Annotated in this window: 18 protein-coding genes; 15 read left to right on the top strand and 3 right to left on the bottom strand. The window is 48.6% G+C overall.

Annotated elements, in window-relative coordinates:
• Positions 1-32 precede the first annotated feature (32 nt).
• The 13 genes from GRF59_RS17260 (at position 33) to GRF59_RS17200 (ending at position 19,779) form a co-directional block, all read left to right on the top strand.
• A complete protein-coding gene (locus GRF59_RS17260; protein ID WP_160498924.1) occupies positions 33-281 on the top strand; it encodes an acyl carrier protein in 249 nt (82 codons plus the stop codon).
• The gene (locus tag GRF59_RS17255) at positions 259-1,485 is read left to right on the top strand and encodes a beta-ketoacyl synthase N-terminal-like domain-containing protein (protein WP_160498923.1); all 1,227 of its coding nucleotides are present in this window, start codon (positions 259-261) and stop codon (positions 1,483-1,485) included. Before GRF59_RS17260 ends, GRF59_RS17255 begins: the two co-directional genes overlap by 23 nt.
• 27 nt (positions 1,486-1,512) lie before the next feature.
• On the top strand, positions 1,513-2,775 hold the full coding sequence (locus GRF59_RS17250) for a hydroxymethylglutaryl-CoA synthase (RefSeq protein WP_160499137.1): 1,263 nt from the start codon (positions 1,513-1,515) through the stop codon (positions 2,773-2,775).
• Positions 2,772-3,536 carry an enoyl-CoA hydratase/isomerase gene (locus GRF59_RS17245; RefSeq protein ID WP_160498922.1) on the top strand — a complete coding sequence of 255 codons (765 nt, stop codon included), beginning with the start codon at positions 2,772-2,774 and terminating at the stop codon, positions 3,534-3,536. Before GRF59_RS17250 ends, GRF59_RS17245 begins: the two co-directional genes overlap by 4 nt.
• A gap of 37 nt (positions 3,537-3,573) precedes the next feature.
• Positions 3,574-4,332 carry a polyketide synthase gene (locus GRF59_RS17240; protein WP_160498921.1) on the top strand — a complete coding sequence of 253 codons (759 nt, stop codon included), beginning with the start codon at positions 3,574-3,576 and terminating at the stop codon, positions 4,330-4,332.
• Between the two features lie 36 nt (positions 4,333-4,368).
• On the top strand, positions 4,369-5,043 hold the full coding sequence (locus GRF59_RS17235) for an MBL fold metallo-hydrolase (protein WP_160498920.1): 675 nt from the start codon (positions 4,369-4,371) through the stop codon (positions 5,041-5,043).
• Positions 5,044-5,084: 41 nt separating this feature from the next.
• Complete coding sequence (locus GRF59_RS17230) at positions 5,085-6,053, top strand: acyltransferase domain-containing protein (protein WP_160498919.1); 969 nt, start codon at positions 5,085-5,087, stop codon at positions 6,051-6,053.
• 474 nt (positions 6,054-6,527) lie between these two features.
• On the top strand, positions 6,528-8,057 hold the full coding sequence (locus GRF59_RS17225; RefSeq protein WP_160498918.1) for an MFS transporter: 1,530 nt from the start codon (positions 6,528-6,530) through the stop codon (positions 8,055-8,057).
• Positions 8,041-8,661, top strand: coding sequence for an acyl-CoA-like ligand-binding transcription factor (locus GRF59_RS17220; protein ID WP_237391863.1), 621 nt, complete (start codon positions 8,041-8,043; stop codon positions 8,659-8,661). The genes GRF59_RS17225 and GRF59_RS17220 overlap by 17 nt, the downstream gene beginning before the upstream one ends.
• Positions 8,662-8,987: 326 nt before the next feature.
• Positions 8,988-9,689: an RNA polymerase sporulation sigma factor SigK gene (gene sigK / locus GRF59_RS17215; protein ID WP_160498917.1), complete on the top strand. Its 702-nt coding sequence runs from the start codon at positions 8,988-8,990 to the stop codon at positions 9,687-9,689.
• 288 nt (positions 9,690-9,977) lie between these two features.
• On the top strand, positions 9,978-11,090 hold the full coding sequence (locus GRF59_RS17210) for a GntR family transcriptional regulator (protein WP_160498916.1): 1,113 nt from the start codon (positions 9,978-9,980) through the stop codon (positions 11,088-11,090).
• Positions 11,091-11,384: 294 nt separating this feature from the next.
• Positions 11,385-18,746, top strand: a complete 7,362-nt coding sequence (locus GRF59_RS17205; protein WP_160498915.1) for an alpha-L-fucosidase — start codon at positions 11,385-11,387, stop codon at positions 18,744-18,746.
• A gap of 211 nt (positions 18,747-18,957) precedes the next feature.
• On the top strand, positions 18,958-19,779 hold the full coding sequence (locus GRF59_RS17200) for an SDR family NAD(P)-dependent oxidoreductase (RefSeq protein WP_160498914.1): 822 nt from the start codon (positions 18,958-18,960) through the stop codon (positions 19,777-19,779).
• A gap of 77 nt (positions 19,780-19,856) precedes the next feature.
• Here the strand turns inward: GRF59_RS17200 and GRF59_RS17195 are convergent, their stop codons facing one another.
• From GRF59_RS17195 to GRF59_RS17185, 3 genes are all read right to left on the bottom strand, one after another.
• Complete coding sequence (locus tag GRF59_RS17195) at positions 19,857-20,216, bottom strand: LytTR family transcriptional regulator DNA-binding domain-containing protein (protein WP_160498913.1); 360 nt, start codon at positions 20,214-20,216, stop codon at positions 19,857-19,859.
• A 328-nt stretch (positions 20,217-20,544) separates the two neighbouring features.
• Positions 20,545-21,618 (bottom strand): M42 family metallopeptidase, encoded by a 1,074-nt coding sequence (locus GRF59_RS17190; RefSeq protein ID WP_160498912.1) that lies wholly within the window; start codon positions 21,616-21,618, stop codon positions 20,545-20,547.
• 208 nt (positions 21,619-21,826) lie between these two features.
• The gene (locus GRF59_RS17185) at positions 21,827-22,246 is read right to left on the bottom strand and encodes a hypothetical protein (RefSeq protein ID WP_237391908.1); all 420 of its coding nucleotides are present in this window, start codon (positions 22,244-22,246) and stop codon (positions 21,827-21,829) included.
• Between GRF59_RS17185 and spoVAC the strand changes: the two genes are divergently transcribed.
• Together spoVAC and spoVAD are read left to right on the top strand one after the other, a co-directional pair.
• Entirely contained in the window at positions 22,160-22,663 is a 504-nt protein-coding gene (spoVAC, locus tag GRF59_RS17180; RefSeq protein WP_160498910.1) for a stage V sporulation protein AC, read from the top strand. The genes GRF59_RS17185 and spoVAC overlap by 87 nt on opposite strands.
• Positions 22,660-23,673 carry a stage V sporulation protein AD gene (gene spoVAD / locus GRF59_RS17175; protein WP_160498909.1) on the top strand — a complete coding sequence of 338 codons (1,014 nt, stop codon included), beginning with the start codon at positions 22,660-22,662 and terminating at the stop codon, positions 23,671-23,673. Before spoVAC ends, spoVAD begins: the two co-directional genes overlap by 4 nt.

Here is a 23,673-nt window from a genome sequence, read left to right as displayed (position 1 = left end):
TATATTGCGATGAAAATGGAGGAGGAACGTTGATGAATACAAACGAGCTGTTTCAAATTATTGTAAGCCATACCCGTGAGGTGCTTCCAGAACTGCAAGACCATCCTATTCAGCCCGAGGATCGCTTGGCTGATCTGGGGGCGAATTCCGTGGACCGTGCTGAAATCATTATGATGACGATGGACACGCTATCATTGCGAATTCCTAGTGTAGAGCTGTTTGGCGTCAATAATATTGGCGAATTAGCTGAGGTACTGTATGCCAAATTACAAACCAGCTGACTTGTTCATGACCGGTCTTGGTGTCACTTCGTCCATTGGACAAGGTGTCGAGAACTTTACCGCTGCGTTATTCGAAGGTAGACAGAACTTTGCGGTGATGCAGCGACCCGGTCGTCAGCATGACAGCTCTTTTATTGGTGCAGAGATATCGGATTTATCTTGCCCAGAGCGCATCCCTGCCAAGTTGTGGCGATCTGCCTCTTTCGCAGGACAGGTTGCGATGGTGACGCTGCAGGAAGCTTGGGAGGATGCCAAGCTGGACCTCGCTGATCCCAAACGCATCGGACTGGTTATTGGCGGATCTAATGTGCAGCAAAGGAACTGGATTGAACTGTATGAACGTTATCGGGATAAAGTTTCCTTTGTCCCTCCCTCATATGGGGTTTCTTTTTTGGACAGCGATCTTTGCGGGTTGTGCACGGAGCAGTTTGGTATCCAAGGTTTTGCATATACCGCCGGAGGTGCGTCAGCCAGTGGTCAAGTGGCCGTCATTCAGGCAATTCAAGCTGTGCGATCCGGTCAGGTAGATATATGTATTGCAATGGGCGCTCTGCAGGATCTTTCCTACTGGGAATGTCAGGCCTTGCGTTCTCTAGGGGCCATGGGTACAGACCGCTATGTCCATGATCCGGCCATGGCTTGCCGTCCTTTTGATCAAGGCAGGGATGGTTTTATTTATGGGGAAAATTGTGGCGTCATCGTCATTGAACGAGCTGAAAGCGCGGAGGCCCGTCAAGCAACCCGGTATGCCAAAGTTTCAGGATGGGCCATGGGCATGGACGCCAATCGCAATCCGAATCCTTCCTATGAAGGGGAGACGCGTGTGATTCGGCAGGCATTGGAGCATGCCGGCTTGTCAGCAGGAGATATCGATTACGTCAATCCTCACGGGACGGGATCTCCAGCAGGTGATGATGTAGAGCTGCGCGCTTTGCGGGATTGCGGACTCGCTCATGCCCACGTGAATGCCACCAAGTCCTTGATTGGACATGGATTAAGCGCGGCAGGCACGGTAGAGCTCATTGCGACTGTTCTCCAGATGAGAGCTTCACGTCTGCACCCGACGCGCAATTTGATCGATCCGATCGATCCCTCATTCCGGTGGGTTCAAGAGAAAGAGATATGCTACGGCATTAACCATGCCATCAGCTTGAGTATGGGATTCGGGGGAATGAATACCGCGATTTGTTTACAGAAAATATAATCCATCGCATAGTGAAGGAGAATGAAAATCATGGCCGTGGGCATTGAAGCGATGAATGTTTTTGGTGGAACCGCCTATCTAGATGTGATGCAATTAGCCAAGTATCGTCAGTTGGATACGAGCCGGTTTGAAAATTTACTAATGAAGGAAAAAGCGGTTGCGCTTCCATATGAGGACCCGATTACGTTCGGGGTGAACGCCGCCAAGCCTCTGATCGATTCCTTATCAGCAAGCGACAAAAACCGTATTGAGCTGTTGATTACATGCACGGAATCAGGCATTGATTTCAGCAAATCGATGAGTTCGTATATCCACCATTATTTGGGTTTGAATCGACACTGCCGCATGTTTGAATTGAAAAACGCTTGTTATTCCGGGACAGCTGGCCTACAGACGGCGATTCAGTTTATTTTGTCACAAACATCGCCAGGCGCCAAAGCGCTTGTTATTGCGACTGATATTTCCCGCTTCATGGCAGCGGAGCGAGGCGGGGCATTGTCTATGGGTGGTGCCTATGCCGAACCGAGCTCCGGTGCAGGTGCTGTCGCACTACTGGTCAGCGAACAGCCTTATGCTTTTCAGATCGATGTGGGTGCTAACGGGTACTATGGGTACGAGGTTTGCGATACTTGTCGCCCCGTTCCGGACAGTGAGGTAGGTGATGCTGATCTATCCTTATTGTCCTACTTGGATTGCTGTGAACAAGCGTATTTGGCATACCAAAATAAAGTGGAAGGGGCCGACTACCGGAAAACCTTTCAATACTTGGCCTTCCATACGCCCTTCGGCGGGATGGTGAAAGGGGCTCATCGCACGATGATGCGGAAAATGGCCAAGGCCGCTCCGCCGGAGATTGAAGCAGACTATGCGCAAAGAGTTGTTCCAGGATTGGTCTACTGTCAGCGTGTCGGCAATGTGATGGGCGCAACGTCGCTGCTGTCGCTGGCGAGTACAATTGATAACGGGCAGTATGGCTCGCCCAAACGAATCGGCTGTTTTTCGTACGGCTCAGGCTGCAGTTCCGAGTTTTACAGTGGCATCGTGACGGCGCAAGGACAGGAACGCCAGCGTGCTTTTGCAATTCAGCGTCATTTGGATGAACGATATCCATTGTCCATGGATGAATATGAGACTCTGCTGACCGGCAGCAGCTCCGTCAAATTCGGCACGCGGAATGTCCAGCTGGACATTGACTTGATTCCGGGAGCAGTTGCTGCTCATGCAGGTAAAAGTCGTTTAGTGCTAGATCGAATCCATGAATTCCACCGGGAATACAGGTGGATTTCATGAGTTATCATACGATTCAGGTCCGCTTTCAAGGACCTGTTTGTTTTATTCGGTTTTACCGCCCGGAGGCGCGCAATACTATCAACGGTCTGTTGGTGAAGGAGTGTCATCAGGTGCTCGATGAATGCGGGCCGGACACCAAGATTGTTGTTTGGGAGGGGCTGCCGGAGGTGTTTTGTGATGGTGTGGATTTCCAGGAGATACATGCGGAGATGGCATCAGGACAGAGCAGCGAAAATAACCCGGAGCTTCTATACGATCTGTGGCTCAGAATGGTCGAAGGGCCGATGGTCAACGTTGCTCATGTAAGGGGGAAGGCAAATGCAGGCGGTATAGGTTTTGTTGCCGCCTGTGATATCGTCCTAGCGGATTCCACAGCACAATTTGGCCTGTCCGAGTTGTTATTTGGGCTGTTTCCCGCTTGCGTGCTCCCCTTTCTGATTCGCCGAACCGGCTATCAGAAGGCTCATTATTTAACGTTAATGACGCGTCCGATTTCCGTGGATCAGGCCCATGCGTGGGGCTTGGTCGATGCATATGAAGCGGAAAGCGGGTCCTTGCTGCGCAAGCACTTGCTTCGTCTACAATGCCTATCGGCACAAGGTATATTGCGATATAAACGGTATATAACAGGGCTGGATTTGTCCCTTCATTCCGCTAAGGCTGGAGCAGTAGCTGCCAATAAGGAAGTGTTCGCCGATCCCCATAACCGGGAGGCGATTTACCGCTATATCGAAAAAGGGATATTTCCCTGGGAAGAGTAACCTCAGATTCGTGTACTTTAACTTTGGGAGGGGTATCATGACAGAATCTGTCGTACAGGTCATCGAAGTCGAACCAGGCATTATACAAGTCACGATGCAGGACCGGGTTCACAAGAATACATTTTCCAAGGCGTTGCTGCAAGGCCTCATAGAGGCTTTCCAGATGATTCAAGCCAATGATCAGTATAAAGTCGTCATTTTAACCGGGTATGACAATTACTTCGCCTCTGGCGGCACCAAAGAGGTGCTTCTGTCTATTCAGGAAGGGAAATCGAAATTTACGGACGGCGGTGACACGAATGTCTACAGCTTAGCTTTGGATTGCCCGATCCCGGTCATTTCGGCAATGCAAGGGCACGGTATTGGTGGCGGCTTCGTCATGGGATTGTTCGCTGATTTTGTGATTTTGAGCCGGGAAAGCATCTATACGACGAATTTTATGAAATACGGATTCACCCCTGGCATGGGAGCGACGTACATTCTTCCCAAAAAACTAGGCATTAGCCTAGCAGAGGAGTTCCTGATTCGGGCCGGCAATTATCGTGGGGCGGAACTTGAGAAACGGGGGATTCCGTTTCCAGTGCTTCCCCGGGATCAAGTGATGGAACATGCCTATACACTCGCACGGGAAATTAATGAGAAACCGAGGATTTCATTGATGACTCTAAAAAAACATTTAGTGGCTTCACTACGGGAAGAGCTGCCTGGCGTCATTGAGCAAGAAGTAGCCATGCATGAGATGACTTTTCATCAAACGGAAGTGAAAGAACGGATTATGTCGTTGTTTGGTCAATAACGGACAAAGCCTGAAGAGAAAGGACGCGAAGATGAAATGGATACTCGTTATACGGTTCATCAACTGAGAACGACTTCAAACGATTTCGTGAACTACTGTTATGTGATCGAGGACTCCTTCACACAGACGGCTTTGATTATCGATCCTTCGTGGGAGCTTGATAAAGTGGTTGATCTGCTAGAGTATCGGGGTCTTCGCCTAACTGCAATTGCCCTGACGCATGCGCACAGCGATCATGTGAACTTGGTAGAACCCTTGGCTGAGCTCTATCATCCTACGGTTTATATGTCCCATATAGAGATCGATTTTTTCGGATATTCATGTGAGAATCTTCACCCTGTCAACGATTTAGATGAAATCATGTTCGGCGACGCGAAATTGCTCTGCATGTGGACGCCGGGACATTCGCCGGGGGGGATGTGTTACAAGTTTTCCGGCCATCTTTTTACCGGAGATACTTTGTTCAGCGAGGGCTGCGGGATGTGCAACCTCCGGGGGGGATCTCCAGAGCAGATGTTTGATAGCATACAGCGAATAGATCGAGATGTACCTCCTGAAACACGCATATACCCAGGGCATTCGTACGGTATAGAGCCAGGTAAAACGCTCGAAGAGATCAAAAGGTACAATATTTATTTTGGACTTAAGCGGGAAGAGTTCATTGAATTCAGAATGAAGAAAACTCAAACGAATCTATTGAAATTCGTTTGAGTTGCTGAAGTATTCAAGGGAATGAAATGTGAGGTAGCTGGATGAGAAAACCGGTTGTATTTATGTTCTCGGGTCAAGGTTCACAGTACTATCAAATGGGTAGAGACCTGTTTCTTGATGATCCGACTTTTCGACACTGGATGTTAACATTAAATGATGTGTACAAGGAATTGAGCGGGGCTTCTATTCTTCATCAGCTATATGGAAGCGAACGTAGAAAGAGCGGGACGTTTGATCGGTTAACGCTTACGCACCCTGCTATTTTCATGGTGGAATTTGCTCTGGCCATGACATTGATGGAACGTGGAATTATCCCGGATTACGTGTTAGGAGCAAGTCTTGGAGAGTTTGTTTCTTGTGCTGTAGCGGGGATCTTTGATTATCATGATGCCTTGGCCTGTGTCGTGAAGCAGGCGGAAATCGTGGAAGCTACTTGTCGTGAAGGCGGAATGTTAGCTGTTCTACAATCTAAGGACCTGTATGAACAAGAGCCCGATTTATACCGGAAAAGTGAATTGGCAGCTATCAATTATTCGTCTCATTTTGTTGTATCAGGTCTTGCCGACGCATTGGCGGAAATCGAAGGTTACCTAAAGGTACATGAAAGCTTATATCAGCGGCTTTCCGTGCGTTATGCCTTTCATTCTTCCTTTATTGATCCCGCGAAGAAGGCATTTACCGCATTTTCGAAATCGCAAACCTTTCGTCGTCCTGAAATGAATCTGATTTCTTGTCTGACTGGAGGTCCAATCCATGAGGTGAATAACGATTTTTTTTGGAACATTGCCCGTGAAAAGATTGATTTTCCGCATGCACTGGAGTACTTATCCTGTACTTGCGACGGATTTGTCTTGCTGGATTTAGGACCGTCTGGCACATTGGCCAATTTTGCCAAACATCATCCGAATGCCGCCCTGAAAGCAGATATCATTCCCATAATGAGCCCTTACCAACATGCCGGGAAGCAATTGCAAAAGTTCACCGGATGTTCGGTAGAAATGGCTTTATAATGGCTGATCCTGTAATCTTTCCCTCTCAAAAACTAGCAATCTTGGTCTGGTGTTCTACCCGGACCAAGGTTGTTTCATTTAACCTGTTCGTGAGTCCATATTTTTGATGATTCACGAGATAACCTCTCTCCTATCTTTCCATGCCTCCTGCGTCACGATTCAAGCCGTTTCCCACCTGATTCGCCCATTTCCTCTATAAGGTTTCTGAAGCTGAAATCATTGTTCGTTCTTTAGATTACTTGCGAAATACTGATATTAAGTAGAAATACATATGTACCTGCAATCGTTAAAAAGGATGTGAAAAGACCTCCCTTTTACGAATTTCGGTCGCGCGTGAAAGGAAATGGAATTACCTGCGGCGTCACGATGGAATCGGATTCTTAAAATCATATTGACACTCTGAGTTAAATGACATAAACTCTCATTATATAATTAATGTCAAAATAATGTTTATGTCGAAAGGTGGCAACTTTCATGAGTGGTCAGGTAAAACAAAGATGGTGGATATTAGGCTCATTAGCGATAGGCATCCTAGCTGTTGGCCTAGACATGACGATTCTAAATTTGGCTCTACCCATACTCGCCATGGATATGCACGCTACGAATGCAGAATTGCAATGGTTCGCGGATGCATACAACTTAGTTTTTGCTGCAGCCTTACTCCCGGCAGGAATGCTAGGTGACAGAGTAGGCAGGAAAAAAATGCTTATTGTAGGTCTGCTTATTTTCGGAGTGTCATCCTTGGCGTGTGCATACGCTGGTTCACCATGGGAGTTGATAACCGGGCGTGCATTTCAGGGTCTCGGTGCTGCATTATTGGTTCCATTGTCGATGTCGATTATCCCGATATTGTTTTCGGAAAAAGAAAGAACCAAGGCAATTTCGGTTTGGATGTTAGCCAATGCCTTCGGAATTCCGCTCGGGCCGGTTCTTGGCGGCTGGTTGCTTGAAAATTATTGGTGGGGTTCCGTGTTTTTAATCAATGTTCCTCTGATTATCATCGCCTTGGTGGCGGTTTCCATTCTATTGCCAGAGTCGAATAATGGAGATAAAGAACGAATCGATATTCTTGGAATTCTTCTTTCCAGCCTGGGACTTGTTACACTAACGTACGGAGTCATCGAAGTTGGTGAAAGAGGTTGGGGAGACGTGGTAACCTTAACGACGATCATTGGTGGATTAGTCATTATAGCTGGGTTTGTTCTTTGGGAAAGAAGAGTCAAGAACCCGTTAATTGATCTGGCATTGTTCCGCTCGGGAAGATTCACATGGGGCACAATCTTAGCTACCGTTATTTCCTTTGCTATGTTTGGCGTATTGTTTGTCTTACCGCAGTATTTTCAAGCCATTGAAGGTGTAAAGGCGCTAAGCGCTGGCCTACGGTTGCTACCTCTTGTAGGAGGACTTTTAGTCGGATCTCAACTTTCTGATGTCCTGCAGTTACGCTTTGGCAACAGAATATCCTTATCTTTTGGTTTTCTCATACTCACAGTCGGCTTGGCGATCGGTGCCAATACCGGCATGGATAGTGGATACGGTTTTGCATCCATATGGATAACGGCTGCAGGCCTGGGAATTGGATTCGCCCTTCCTGCTGCAATGGATGAAGGGATGTCAGCCCTTTCGGCAGACGGAAGTGGGGTAGGATCAGCGCTTCTTATTTCCCTTAGACAGGTTGGAGGCACGATGGGTGTAGCCCTCCTAGGCACTGTATTAAATGCAGGGTACCGGAATCATCTTAATCTGGACGGATTGCCGGGTGAAGCCGCGGACACTGTATCTCGTAACGTATCTGCCGGTATAGCGGTTGCTAAGCAAATGAATTCCAAGGATATCATTGAATCAGTGAAGTCTTCCTTCATTCATGGAATGTCATCCACCTTATGGACATGCGGAGCCATTGCTGTTGCAGGTATCATTTTATCGGTTTGCTTCGTGAAGCGTACAAGGGGAAGTGATCAGGAATTTCAGCAGACCGCAGTCGTTAATGATCTTACTAAATAGCCAGCAATACATAAAAGGTAAACGAAATACTGGATTGCGTGAACGTAAAAAAGCAAAAACGATGGCAAACGTTCAAATGCATGCGATGCGACTTTTTCGTGAACTAGGCTATAATGCTACAACTGTGGAACAAATTGCAGAAGCAGCGGAGATTTCTCCAAGCACATTTTTTCGTTACTTTTCAACAAAAGAAGATGTTGTGATAACGGATAACTATGACCCGCTGCTCATCGCGGCATTTGAAGATCAGCCATCTGATTTGAGTCCGCTTCAGGCCGTGCGAAATGCAATGATATCCGGAATGGACGATATGTCTCCAGATGAGTTGGAAACCATGCGTGAACGAAATCAGCTTATCATGGCAGTGCCTGAATTACGGGGAGCAACATTGAACAATCTGATTCAAACCATGCAGCTACTTACAGAAATTATGGCTAAACGAGTGGGCCGTAAACCGGATGATTTGGCCTTACGTACCTTTGCAGGGGTTGTTGTAGGTGTGAATATTTCAGTCATGTTGTATTATGCGGAAAATCCGGATAAGGATTTTTCAAAATTGATTGATGAAGCTTTCTCAAAACTTGAGGACGGGTTGCTTTTATAAGGGAAGGCACAATAAGAACTGGATGTATGCCAATTCATTTTATAATGATCTATATTATTGAAAACTTCTCTTATGGGAAGTTTTTTTGCGTCAATGGAGGGCTTTTTAGGAATAAGCAGCGAAATGGGTGAATCCGTTTATGCTTCAATTCGGCCAATAAGCTTTTTTCTGTACCGAGCCGAGAATGAAAGTTCAACCCGTTTGGTTTTTTGCCCGTACAGGCACAGTTGGGTCTTCGCCTACATAGAATGAACAGACCGCACTTGTAAGTATGAATCACCCGGAGAAAGCTGCGGTGCCTAGTCATTCAGCAGGAGGTGGCATCTTTGCCTGGATTATTCAGCTTTATTGCCCTGTTTATCAAAGAACTGACGCTGCTGGTTTCATATGTCAAAAATAATGCTTTTCCTCAGCCGCTCACGGAAAAAGAGGAGAGCAAATACCTTCAATTGATGGCTGAAGGTGATGCCCATGCCCGTAACATGCTGATCGAGCATAACCTGCGGCTGGTGGCTCATATTGTGAAGAAGTTCGACAACACCGGCGAGGATCTGGAGGATCTGATCTCCATCGGCACGATCGGTCTGATCAAAGCGATTGAAAGCTTTCAGCCCAATAAGGGCACCAAGCTGGCGACTTTCGCGGCCCGTTGTATAGAAAACGAGATACTTATGCATTTGCGTTCCCTGAAGAAGACGAGAAAAGACGTCTCTCTGCATGATCCGATCGGAACGGATAAGGAAGGCAATGAAATTACCCTGATCGATATCCTCGGCAGCGAGGCTGATGATGTAGCGGATATGGTGCAGCTCAAGATCGAGAAAAGTAAAATATACCGGAATCTCGACATATTGGATGAACGCGAGCAGGAAGTGATTAAAGGCCGCTTTGGACTGGAGTTCGGGGGTGAAGAACGGACACAGCGGGAAATTGCCAAGGAATTGGGGATCTCCAGATCTTATGTTTCCCGTATTGAGAAGCGGGCGCTGATGAAGCTGTACCATGAGTTCTATAAGTCGAAAGGCTAGAAATCTTGATGCGTTGTTCCATACCTTCTTGGTTTACAACCTCTAGTGTTTAATACTTAAGGCTTTACCCCTCAGAGAGATCTCGGAGGGGATTTTTGCAGGTTTTTCGCCGTACTCAGTTCAATATCGCTGTTGCTGCAGTCGGAAAATGAAAATGGACAAGCGCGGCAAGACGGTACCTGAAAGAATCCTTTTTTCGGAAGCTCGGTCTTTTTCAACGACACTTGAAATGGGATTAATTGGGTGATAAGGTTGATATACCAATTTCCTCATGAAGGAATGATGCTCATGGAGATCCCGTTGTATGAACGGATTTATCAATTTATTCTGAGTGAAATTCATAGCGGACGCCTGCTTCCGGGGGAACGGATTCCTTCAGAGAACGAATTGTCCGCCAAGTTCTCGGTGAGCCGGATTACTTCGAAGAAAGCGCTGGAACTGCTGGCACTGGCAGGCTTCATTGTGAGACATCGGGGCAAGGGCTCTTTTGTTGCAGAGAAGCTGTTGATTGGGACGGAATCTGATCGGGGCTTCGAATCGGATATGACAGGCCATTTTTCCAACGAAACCATCAAGATGATCGGCGTGATTATTCCCGACTTTACGGAGTCATATGGCTCCCAATTGATCCGTTCCATTGAGCAGCGCTGTTCCGAATCCGGTTACGGGATGCTGCTAAAGCTAACGCATGACAGCAGAGAAAGCGAAAAAGAGGCGATTCGTTCCTTGGTTCGAATGGGCGTATCCGGACTTATCGTCTATCCTGTGCATGGAGAGCATTATAACGACGAATTACTGCGTTTGGTACTCGAGCGGTTTCCGGTGGTCACTCTTGACCGTTACATGAAGGGGATTGCGGTCTGCTCTGTCTGCACCGACAATCAACAAGCGGGACAGGAATTGACCGATTTTCTTCTGGACAAAGGGCATAAGCATATTGCTTTTTTGTCGACGCCACCAGAGAGCACCTCCGCGATCGAGGATCGGATTCTGGGTTACACGCATGCTCTTGGAAGAAGAAATATGGGGATGCAGCAGCAATATTTGATCAGCAATTTATCCGGCACCCTGCCCAAGTCGAATATAGAGCAGGTGACGGCGGATCGCTTTATTCTTAGGCAGTTTATAGAAGAACACCCGCAGGTTACGGGATATGTGGCTTGTGAATATTTACTTGCCGAGAATCTGCATCAAGTGATTCAGGAGACCAGGCGGGAGCATGATACGGAGATCGTATGCTTTGACGCGATGGATCGTCCTTTCCTGCGACCGTTGTTCACGCATATTCGGCAGCATGAAGCGGAAATGGGTTACACGGCCGTTGAACTCTTGCGGTTGCAATGGGATGGTTCCAACGTGCCGCTGCTCACGAATATTGCCCATACTTTAATTGTGAAATAAGAATGCCACAGCCTTGTTTAATCCAAGCAGATACATGTCTTGGGTTGAGCAAGGTTTTTTGCTGTTCAAACATCTTGACATAATAATATACCAACAAAAATACAATAACGACAAAAGGAGGCGCTTACAAAATAACCACTCAAAAGTGGTTACGTGTACTGCAAGCTTCTTCATCATCCCCGAATTGGCATCCGTGTTCGAGTGAAGCTAGCCCAATGATGCTGCAGATGACAATGTTCAATATTATGGAGGTGTGTGGAAGTGAGTTTGCATCGACGATGGATGAGCAGGAGTATGGCAATCGTTTTATCCTCTTTACTTGTGATCGCGTCTGTTTTCGGGGGATTCCCTGTGCGGTCTGAAGCTTCAGCTTCTGAGAATTTCAATGAAAAGGCGGCACAGGCTGTCGCCATCCTCGAAGGCTCCTTCAGTGCGGTTCCGGACAATCCGTATGGTGCGGGCTGGTGGAACGCGGCCAATATTTTGGAGACGACTCTTGATTATATGCAGCGTTCGGGTTCAAGGGTGTATATGCCCGTGATAGAGAAGGCTTTTAAAGAAAGCAAAGAAGCACACAGCAAAAATTTTATCAATGAGTACTACGATGATGAAGGATGGTGGGCGATTACTTGGATCAAAGCATATGATTTGACGGGTAAAGCTCAATATTTGGATATGGCTAAAACGATCTTCTCCGATATGACGAGCGGATGGGATGATACGGCAGGGGGAGGGATTTGGTGGAACAAGGATCGAGGATACAAGAATGCGATTGCGAATGAGTTATTCCTTGAAGTAGCTGCACGCCTGCATAACCGGACACCCGGTGATGTGACTTATCTCGACTGGGCCAAGAAGGAATGGCAATGGTTCAAGGATAGCGGCATGATTAACGACAAGAATCTTGTGAATGACGGTTTGAAGCTTAATCCAATTACCGGACGTTACGAGAATAACGGCGGCATCGTTTGGACTTACAATCAGGGGGTTATCTTGGGCGGGCTTGTTGCATTGCACGAAGCGACGAATGATCCGGCAGTGCTTATCGAAGCCCAGAAAATTGCCGATGCCGTAATCGGCAGCAGTTCTTTGAATGTTAAAGGCGTTCTTACAGAGCCGTGCGAATCGTTTGCTCAAGGCTGCGATGGAGATCAGACCCAATTTAAAGGGATTTTCATGAAAAATTTGAAAGTCCTTTATGATCAAGTAGGCAAACCTGCATATCAGGAATTTATGCTGAGCAGCGCAAGATCGGTGTGGGCGAACAGCCAGAATCAGACCGGACAATTCGGCGTAAAATGGAGCGGGCCATTCGACCGCTCGAATGCTTCCATCCAGGCTTCGGCGATTGACGCACTCAATACACAGGTGAAACTTATGCCTTCCGTGAATAATTTGGCGCTGGGACGACCTGCTTGGACGACAGGCAGCACATGCTCCGTGACCGAAGGTGCCACCAGTGCGGTCGATGGCAGCCTCGATACCAAATGGTGCATGGGGGGAGGCTCAGGGCAATCGTTAACCATCGATTTAGGCGGAACGAAAGCAGTGAGCCAGTTTGTGGTCTACCATGCGGGCTCCAATAAAGAAAATGCGAATTTGAACGCGAATCTCAACACCAAGGATTTTGATATTTTCACGAGTTTGGATAACATCCATTGGGCACCGCAGACTCAAGTGCGCGGCAACCTAAGCAATATTACAACACATGATATACCCGCTGTTATTGCCAGATACGTCAGGCTATATGTCATCACTTCGCAGTCATCATCAGCTTATCAGGCTACCCGCGTGAACGAAGTCGTGGTAGGCGGAACCGATATTCCAGGAACTGGATTGCTGCTTGATCAAAGCGCAGCGGCCATGAATGTGGGAGAAACCATGCAGTTGACTGCAAGTAGCGCATCGGGAATCGTGTGGAAAAGTGAGCGCGACGCAGTGGCGATCGTAGACGCGAGCGGGAAGGTGACGGGGGTTTCCGAGGGGACAGCTGTCATTACTGCCAAAGCAGGCGACGGACCCACAGCCGCATGTATCGTGACGGTTCAGAACAGTACTCCGCCAACGGGGGATGCGGGAGGGTTCTATTCCGGGCTAGAGGTGTCCGAGCGGCAGCTTACCTGGAGTAACAACGCTGAACTGAAGCAAAATGTCGGCGGTTATGCTGCGGGATTGACGGGTATGGAGACCAAGGTGGTTAATTACGCAGGACCCACCGACACCGGCTTCGGCAATGTATTGTACTATTCGGGCAAAGCCACCGGACCGGCAGGAACGGACTCCTATTCGTATAACCGCATATTTAGCGTGGATATTCCAATGACAGAATCGGTAACCCGTTTAGATTATTGGATCAAACCGAACGAAAACAACGGTAGTTATGCAGGCATTGATCTCGCCTTTAGCGATGGTAGCTATCTGCATGACAAGAACGGAGAATTCTACCGAAATCAAAAGCTGACCGTGGGCCAGTGGAATCACGTCCAGGTGGATCTTTCTGCAGCAACAGGGAAAACGATCAGCCGGATTCTGGTTGCCTATTTCCGGGGTACCGCTGCCGAAGAACAGGCACCGGGTCAGTTTAGCGGCTATCTTGACGATATCCGCATTGGCGGCGCTGAGCTTCCAAGCGTTTCTCCTGCATCAGATCCGAACATGAGCTATGTGGGACGCTGGGATAAGAGCAATCCGGATCGGCCGATTGGGTATTGGGGAGGCACTTATTTCCGCGCCGGCTTCACCGGTACATCCGTGAAGGTCGTCCTGCCCGCGAAGACCAAGATGTACGTTAGTATCGACAATGGTCCGGATGTTCTGTATGACAACGCCTTCGGTCTCGTAAATTTGACAACGAGCCCACTAGTGGACGGAGATCATACCTTGCGCATTGCTACGTCGTGGATGGATCAGTCTCTCGCCGTTCAAGGATTGATCCTGGATCGGGGAGCCATGACGAAAAAGCCGCCGGAACGAACGAAGATCGTTGAATTCATAGGGGATTCCATCACGGCCGGCGTGGTGACGAATGCCGTTAGCGATTACGCTTTTCTGACCGGAGAGAAACTCAACGTCGATCATACTCAAGTCGCTTTCTCCGGCATTTGCCTGGTTGAGTGCGGCCGTAGTACCGCTCCGTTTGGCATGAGCGAGCAATATTTTAAGCAAAAGCCTATATTTAACGCGGCCACACCTACGCCAGATTGGGATTTTAACCAATACACAGCGGATGCGGTTGTGGTGAATCTGGGGACGAATGACAATACGGAGCATGTCGCCAATGATCGTTTCCGGGACACGTATATCCAATTTTTGGAGCGTATCCGGGAGAAATTCCCCAAGGCACAGATCCTCGTAATGCGGAGCTTTGGCGGGTTTATGGCGAGTCCAACGAAAGAAGCGGTCGAAGCGAGGAAGACAGCGGGAGACAATCAAGTACAGTACGTGGATACGACGGGATGGGTGAACGCAGGAACTTCTGATTTCATGGATGAGCTGCATCCATCGGATGCAGGCCACTATAAAATCACGCAAAAACTCGCTCCCGTGATCGGTGCCGCATTAGCCCTCACGACGGACCCCGCACCCGTATCTGACGGCAGGATCATTTGGGCGGATCAATATAGCGAGAATCACGGAGATGCTTATAAGATTCAAGATCCGTCCGTAGGTCCAGCGGTCGCCACCAACAGCGGCGGCAACTGGCTGAAGTACAGCAATATCGATTTTGGCAATGGCGATTACGATACGCTGATGGCGAATCTAGCTGCCTGGAGTACGGGCAATAAAATTGAGATCCGCCTGGATTCCAATACAGGGCAGCTGCTCGGGATTTTGAACACGAAAGCAACCGGCGGCTGGGATATTTATAAAGAACACTATGCTTCCATCTCATCCGTGACCGGTAAACATGATGTAGTTCTGGTATTTCCTTCTCAATATACGGCTAACGTGAACTGGTTCACTTTTGCCAAAAGCCCTCCTGCAAAGGAAACGGAAGCGGAACGCGCTCAAAGAATGCAGTGGTTCGAGGATGCACGATTCGGTCAATTCATTCATTGGGGGGCATACTCTGTCCTCGCAGGAAGTTACAATGGTCAATCCGTGGGATATGCGGAATGGATTATGGATAATCTCCATATTTCCAAAGAAGATTATCGGAACAACGCGGCCAAACGATTCAATCCCAATTTATTCGATGCGAAAAAATGGGTCGATCTTGCGAAGCAGGCAGGTCAGAAATATATGGTTATCACCTCAAAGCATCATGAAGGGTACAGCATGTTCGACACGGAGGTCGGCGATTTCAAACCGTATGGCGTTGTCAGCATGAGTCCTAGCCATATTGACCCGATGGATTCATTATCGAAGGAAGCTAAAGCGCAGGGCATTAAATTCGGCTTCTATTATTCAATCATGGATTGGATGCACCCTCTGAGTCCCCCGAACGGAAATTCGTTCAATCCTGCGGACCAAGCGAAGAAGGATAAATATATTTCGCAGATGAAGGGCCAGCTTCGTGAATTGATCGAGAAGTATGATCCGGATATTCTCTGGTTCGATGGGGAATGGAACGCATGGTGGACGAAAGAGGATGGAAAGGCTTTGTACACTTATTTACGCACGTTGAAGAATGATCTCATCATTAATAATCGGATCGGCAAGCGGGACGCTGATGATGGCGATTTTGGAACGCCGGAGCAAGAGGTGCCTGTGAACGGACTGTCATATCCATGGGAAAGCTGCATTACCATTAATGATACATGGGGCTACAGTTCGAAGGACGTGAATTGGAAGTCGACCTCCACGTTGATACGCACGCTCGTAGAAACGGCATCCAAAGGCGGAAATCTGCTTCTTAACATTGGGCCGACATCACAAGGGGTCACCCCGCAAGCCAGTGTCGACCGTCTGCATGAGATGGGGGCTTGGTTAAATATCTATGGAGAAAGTATCTATGGTACGAAGGCGAGTGTATTCGCGGATAAGCTGCCATGGGGCTACAGCACGACGAAGGATGGCAAAGTTTATCTTCATGTGACGAACTGGCCCGCGAGCGGCCAATTGACCGTTCCGCAATTGACGAATACGATCCGAAACGTGTCCTTGCTCCAGAATCCTGCAGATGTGCTGGATTATAAAATCGTAAAGAACAACATGGTCATCAATCTGCCTTCCAAAATCAATGGAAGTAAGCCAAACGCCATCGACGAAGTCATCGTTCTCGACGTCGAAGGCTACCCGGCATCGGGAACGCATGCGGCAATCAATCTTGCAGCAGGTAAAGCGGCTTCGGCCAGCGATGAATATTCTTCCGACTATGTTGCAGGCAAAGCGGTCGATGGTGATGGCAATTCGAGATGGGCGACAAAGGATGGACTGACGCCATACTGGCTGGAAGTCGATTTGGGAGAGAGCACGACATTTAATAAAATCGTCGTTGACGAATACGGGCACAGAACGGGAAATTATAAAATTCAATACGGGGATGGCACAGAATGGAAAGATGCATACACAGGCAACGGGCTGAATTCAGGTCAGGAAATCCTGTTCACCCCAGTCACAGGAACGAAGGTGAGATTGTATATTACTTCGCTTTCGGTTACGGATCCGCATGGTCCATCCATTTTTGAATTTAAGGTATATAACGATTCTGAAAGTTCGGTCATTCCGCCGGTCATTACCTTGAACGGGGATGCCATCCTAAACCTGGTGGTCGGGGAGTCATTCGCCGATCCGGGAGCAACGGCCAAGGATGCGAGCGGAGCGGATATCTCGTCTGCGATTGTGAGTGAGGGAGACGTAAACACGTCGGTTCCCGGCAGTTATACGGTACGATACGATGTTCAGGATTCGGACGGTATACATGCATTGCAGGCGAAGCGTACTGTCAATGTGAAGCCGCAAGCCGTGACGGCCATCGGCGGCCAAGAGATCGTGACCGTGACGGATGCGACGTATGGCGCAACCCTTAAACTATATAACCCCTCCAATGCAGTAATGGCTGCCAAGATTGCCACCATGAACCGTGTGCAATTCAAATCCGTTCCAGCCGGGGGCATGGGATATTACGTTACACAGACTATTTCCGGCATGGAAAGCGCTCCATCGAATAAAGTGGATATTTCCCCCTATGTGGAGCCGGAGCCGCTCGTGATCAAAGGGGGAGAGGGCGTTGTTACAGTGGTTAATGCAACCTACGGAGCGACTCTGGAGCTCTATGACCATGCAGATCAGTTCGTCATGTCTATGGTTGCCGAGGCTTCGGGCATCGTAGAATTTCAATCGGTTCCGCCTGGTGCAGACTACTATGTCATTCAAACGATTGATGAAATAGTAGGCGTCCCGTCGAATAAGGTTACGGTTACAGGAAAAGATCCTACCGGACCTGTCGACCCTGGAAATCCAAACCCGGGTAACCCCAACCCAGGTAACCCGGATCCCGGTACAAGTGGATCTGGAAGTTCTGGAAGCTCCGGAGGCTCGTCATCTGGTTCAGCCGATGGAGAGGAGGCCGTTATTACAACCGATCTTCAAGGGACTTCCTTGAACTTGCCGGTACCGAAAGTAGACCAGGCAGGAAAAGCATCGTCGGTAATCACGGATAAGAAACTCGGAGCTGCTTTGGATGCCGTCAAAATCGGAGCAGATGGCATAAAGACATTGAACGTCGTCATTCCTGAAGCGAAAAATGCGGATCAATATGAAGTGACGATCCCAGCCGCATTTTTTATGGAAAAGGGAACCAAGCAAAGACTTCATGTGAAGACACCTCAAGCCGTCTTTGATGTCATGAGTGACATGTTCAAACCAGAGGAGTTAACCGGTACGAAGGACGTATCCATCCAATGGATCATTACCAATCGTACGGTACAGTTAATAGTAGGTAAGGATGGAAAAGTCTTCGATTGGAGTCGTCCGATGTCGCCTCTACATGTCAGCATCCCTTATAAGCCAACTTCAGAACAATCACCAAACCTGGATTTGATCGGAGTTTCTTTTACGGATCAAGCGGGGCATACGGCTTTCATTCCAAGCGGCCGATATTATGCAGCGACAGGTCTTCTGTCATTTAACGCCGTGCATACCGGTACTTTCCATATTTCTTATGAACAGAAACTTTTCCGCGATCTGGCAGGTTATCCTTGGGCGATGAATCCTGTTCAAGTCATGGCCTCCAAAGGCATCATTCAAGGAACCTCATCCGATCAATATTCCCCGGGTGCATGGGTGACGAGAGCTGATTTCATCATGATGCTGGTGCGTGGATTAGATTTAACGGCCGAGACCGGAACGAATTTCTCAGATGTTCATCCAGGAGACTATTATTACGACGCAGTAGCCACAGCCAAGGCGTTAGGAATTTCCGAAGGGGCTGGCGGCGATCAATTTTTACCGCGAACGGCCATTACCAGACAAGAGATGATGGTATTTACCGTCAAAGCCCTGCAAGCGGCAAAGAAACAACTCGATCCGGCAACAAGCGCGGTGCTTGCACAATACGCCGACCATGATGCCATTGCCGGCTATGCGGCGGAGAGCATTGCACTGCTGGTGAAAAACGGTATTGTGCAAGGAGACGGGAAAGCCATTCATCCGCTGGGCCATACGACGAGAGCGGAGGCAGCCGTAATCATCTATAAAGCGTATATGAAATAATGAGGAAGACATGGATTAAATCCCCTAGCGATATCGCTAGGGGATTCTTTGTACTGCTGATGATAAAGAATGAATTAACCAAATTTGACTTTTCTTGCCTAGTGAGGCTGGATCAAGGTATAGTATTCTTTGAAAACGCTATCGCTTATCTGAATGAAGAGGTCGGAATCTGCTTTACGAGTAACTATAAAACCCTATAAGGAGGCAGAATATGTCGGAACAATCACAAGCAATAGGGAAGAAAAAAACGGCGCTCGTTACGGGAGGCAGCCGTGGGATTGGTCGGGGAATAGCGCTCGCGCTGGCGGAAGCCGGATATGAAATTATGATTACGCATTATCAGGATGATATGATGGCAGAACAGACCGCGGATGAAATTGCACATTTGTCCGGCGGTGTATGTACGGTACGTGAAGGAGATTTAAGGGAAGCGGCAGAAGCGGAAAGAACGGTCGCCGAGGCCATTCGGGCCATGGGACATATCGATGTGCTCGTGAATAACGCGGGGATCGGCATGTATTCCTCGATAACCGAGCTGCCTCTGGAGCACCTGGATTTCACGATGGAGCTGAATTTCCGTGCGCCGATGCTGCTGATGCGCGAAGCATCCAAGCACATGATCGAGGCAGGACGCGGAGGAAATATTATTAATATTGTATCTACCCATGCCGAACGCGCTTACCCGGGAGATGCCGTGTACGGTGGAATCAAGGCAGCGCTAAAGCGTGCAACAGAATCGGTGGCTTTGGACCTGTCTCCGTATGGTATACGGGTGAACTGCATTGCCCCAGGGGGGATTCTCGTAAGAGAACGCGAACCACTCCATGACGAAGTGGGTTCCATGGTACCGCTTGGAAGAATCGGTATGCCGGAGGATATCGGACAGGCAGCGTTGTGGCTGGTTTCCGAACATGCTTCTTATATCACGGGGATTACGATTCGGATAGACGGTGGCTTGATTCTGCCTGGTATGCCGGAGGACGGCCAAACTTCTTGGGGATACAGGAAAGTCCGGCCGTTCCGGGTCAATTAGAAATTGACAGGACAAAACCATAAAAAGCGGCAGGCGTCCGTATAACCGGGCAGCTGCCGCTTTTTGGCAAACCTCGCTTAAATCATTTGCTCCGGAGACAGAAAGCCGGGAGTGCGAGGCATGCGACGCTTGATTTCTTCGAGGGTTCGCTTAGACACCGTAATGGTGCGAGGATAAGCAAATTCATCACGGAAATGAAGGGTATTGCCGTCGATATTTGTAACTTTGTTCACATTGACGTAGAGGTTTGATTGAGCACGGACAAAATTAGGCAGGGATTTCATCGAGGTTTGTTCGGCGGCGGATAATCTCTTTTTTATAATGTAGTTCCTGCCGTGGAAAATAACCTGTTCCTGACTTCCTGTCTTGAAGAAAAAAGCATCGGTGACCGGATCAAAATTCTGGTACTCATTCATCACCTTATCGGTTTGGTTCATCTTTCAAAAGCCCCCTTTAGAAGATGATTGCTGTTAGCGCTTTCATTTTAACACATTTTAAAGCAGGATATAATGTTTTTTTGTGAAATTTATTAATTTTTTTGTAGGCTTGGACAAAAATCAAAGAGGAGAAGCCGGAATAAGAAGATCAACACGGAAAGCGATGTAACCGGTGAACTGCTAGAAGGGGAAGCTGAAGTCGATGCTAATACGTCTGGAAGAGACTTGTACGGGGTTTAGATTCAGAATGAATGATAGAAAGATAAAAGGCCTGCGAACTTCTCCGATTGTGAGAGGTCAGCAGGCTTTGTAATCTTAGGAGCAAATATTAAGAATTTTCCAAAATCGTATTCAGCGTGGTCCGGTCCAAGCCCTTCACGAGCTTGATCAAAAGCTCTTTGGCTGCGTCATAATCATCGGTGTGGATGATGGAAGACGAAGTATGGATATAACGCGAGCAGATCCCGATAACCGTGGACGGAACCCCGATTCCGCTCAAGTGAACCTGACCGGCGTCGGTGCCGCCCTGGGATACGAAATACTGATATTTGATCTTGTGCGTATCCGCTGTATCCTGCACGTATTCAACCAGCCCGCGATGCGTCAGCATGGAAGGGTCAAAGATGCGCAGCAGCACGCCTTGGCCGATATGTCCGAAGGAGCTCTTGTCACCGGTCATGTCATTCGCCGCACTTGCATCCAAAGCGAAGAAAATATCCGGCTGAATCAGGTTGGCAGAGGTGCGTGCGCCGCGAAGTCCAAGTTCTTCCTGAACGGTGGCACCGCAGTACAAGGTATTCGGAAGCTTTTCGGTGTGGAGTGCTTCCAGCAACTCGACGGCAAGACCTAAACCGTAACGGTTATCCCATGCTTTGGCCATAATTTTCTTCGGATTCGCAAGCGGGGTGAAATCACAAATCGGAACGATTTGCTGCCCCGGGCGGATGCCAAAGGACTCCGCATCTTCGCGGTTATCCGCACCTACATCGATATACATGGCTTTGATATCTACCGGTTTGTTCCGCTGGGACTCATCCAGCAGATGCGTCGGTATGGAGCCGACCACTCCGATCACCGGACCTTTCGGGGTCATGATTTTCAGACGCTGTGCCAGAACAGCCTGGCTCCACCAACCGCCAAGCGGCTGGAAGCGGATCATCCCGGTCTCGGATATCCCCGTAACCATAAAGCCCACTTCGTCAAAATGTCCAGCGACCATGACCTTTGGTCCTTGCTCGTCGCCGCGCAGTACGCCGAACAGGCTGCCCAGACGATCTTGGACGAATTCGTCCGTATATGGTGTAATCATTTCCTTCACATAAGCTCGAAGCTCTTTTTCAAATCCTGAAGCTGCAGGAAATTCTGTCAGCTTGCGGAACATATCCATTGTTTTTTGATCCATGCTTTTAAAATTCTCCTTTGCTGAATTCTAATCTTACGGTATGTAATTCCCACACTATAGTATGAACTCCTAAAGACGGAATGTCCATGTTGGCCGACTGAAGCACCAACCTCCATTTTTGGAATACGATAGGGATAGATGAATGCCCTGTTCAGGTGCAGAAGGGAGCATCATCATGGAGTTCATGTCTTCACACAAAGAAATGATTTTAGTTTGCGTGTTGCTGATTCTGCTTGTGATTGTCCTGATGTGCTTTTTTTAAGATATCAGGATGCATCAGCTTCATGGAGGCGCATTCGAATACCTCAAGATAAACTTCCGTGAAAATGCGTTCTGTCTTTTTGAAAGTACGCCAATCGACGTTTTTATCATCTCTCGAATGGCCGTTTACCTGCTTACTTGAGGCCATTCCAGAACAGCTGCCAGAGCCGATGTTTGTGGCGGCTGTTTGCTGTGTTTGCGAAGGCGTTAATCCATAGATACATAACAATCCTTTGTATGACAAATAATGAAAGGGAATGATGAATAGGAGGTGCTGGAATTGCCTGCGAGCACAAAAAGCAAAGGAGCCAAATTCAAGCTGGATACCCTGACGCATCAGGAATATAAAAGTATTGCGCAGAAGCATGAGCCCACACGGAGCACATTTAAAAACTGCGTGTTTGCTTTTTTATTCGGCGGAGGCATTTGTCTGATCGGACAAGCGATACAGCAGGGATTCATGACCTGGTTTGGTATGTCCGTTAAGGAAGCGGGAAGCCCGACGGTTGCGGTCCTGATCATTATATCCGTTATTCTGACCTGCTGCGGCGTGTATGACAAGATCGCGCAAATCGCCGGGGCCGGAACCGCAGTTCCTGTAACGGGATTCGCCAATTCCATGTGTTCTGCCGCGCTGGAACACAAGTCGGAAGGGTATGTTCTGGGCGTGGGTGCCAATATGTTTAAGCTCGCCGGTTCTGTCATCGTCTTTGGGACCGTTGCTGCCTTTTTTGTCGGGCTGGTGTATGCCATCCTGGGGTTGGAGGGAGTGCATCATCCATGATGCTGAAAGGCCAAACCTGGGAATTCACCTCGAAACCGTCTATTCTGGCCAGTGCCACGGTGGTAGGACCCGAAGAAGGACAAGGACCGCTTTCCGGTGACTTTGACTACATTTACGATAACATTGAAATCAATGAGAAAACTTGGGAAAAGGCGGAGCGCAAACTGCTGGAGCAGGCCTCCCAGTTGGCTGTTGTAAAGGCCGAGCTCACGAAAGAACAGATACAGTTTTTTGTGGGCGGTGATCTGATGAATCAGATCATCAGCAGCACCTTTGCGGCCAGAAAGCTCGGAGCCCCATATATTGGCGTGTTTGGAGCATGTTCCACCTCTATGGAGAGCCTGGCACTGGCGGCGCTGCTCGTGGATACAGGCGCAGCAGAGCGTGTACTCGCAGGAACGGCAAGCCACAACTGTACGGCAGAGAAGCAGTTTCGCTACCCGACGGAATACGGATCACAAAAGCCGCCGACTGCCCAATATACGGTTACGGGATCTGGCTGCGGCGTCGTCGGCAAAGGAGGCAGCGGCCCAATTGTCGCCAGAGCGACAATTGGGAGAGTGATGGATCTGGGAATCAAAGATCCCTTTAATATGGGGGCAGCCATGGCACCGGCGGCAGCGGATACCATTGAGGCCCATTTTCGGGATACCGGCCTTACGCCATCGTATTATGATCAGATCGTCACGGGCGATTTGGCCTCCGTAGGCTTGCCGATAGCCAATGAACTGCTGCAAAAAGCAGAGATTGCCATGGATGAAACGGAATTCACGGATTGCGGCTTGCTGGTTTTCGACTTGAAGCAGCAAACCTATGTGAAAGCGGGCGGCAGCGGTTGCGGCTGCTCGGCTGTTGTAACTTACGGTCATATCCTGAAACGGCTGTTAAATAGAGAACTAAAAAAAGTGCTTGTCGTGGCAACCGGGGCTTTGCTATCTCCTTTGTCCTATCAGCAGGGAGAAAGCATCCCATGTATCGCGCATGCGGTAGCACTGGAAATGGAGGGTTAA

Source organism: Paenibacillus dendrobii (genome assembly GCF_009807035.1).
Lineage (GTDB): Bacteria > Bacillota > Bacilli > Paenibacillales > Paenibacillaceae > Paenibacillus_AQ > Paenibacillus_AQ dendrobii.
The sequence above is the reverse complement of the archived record's forward strand: the minus strand, read 5'-3'. Positions and strand labels throughout refer to the sequence as shown.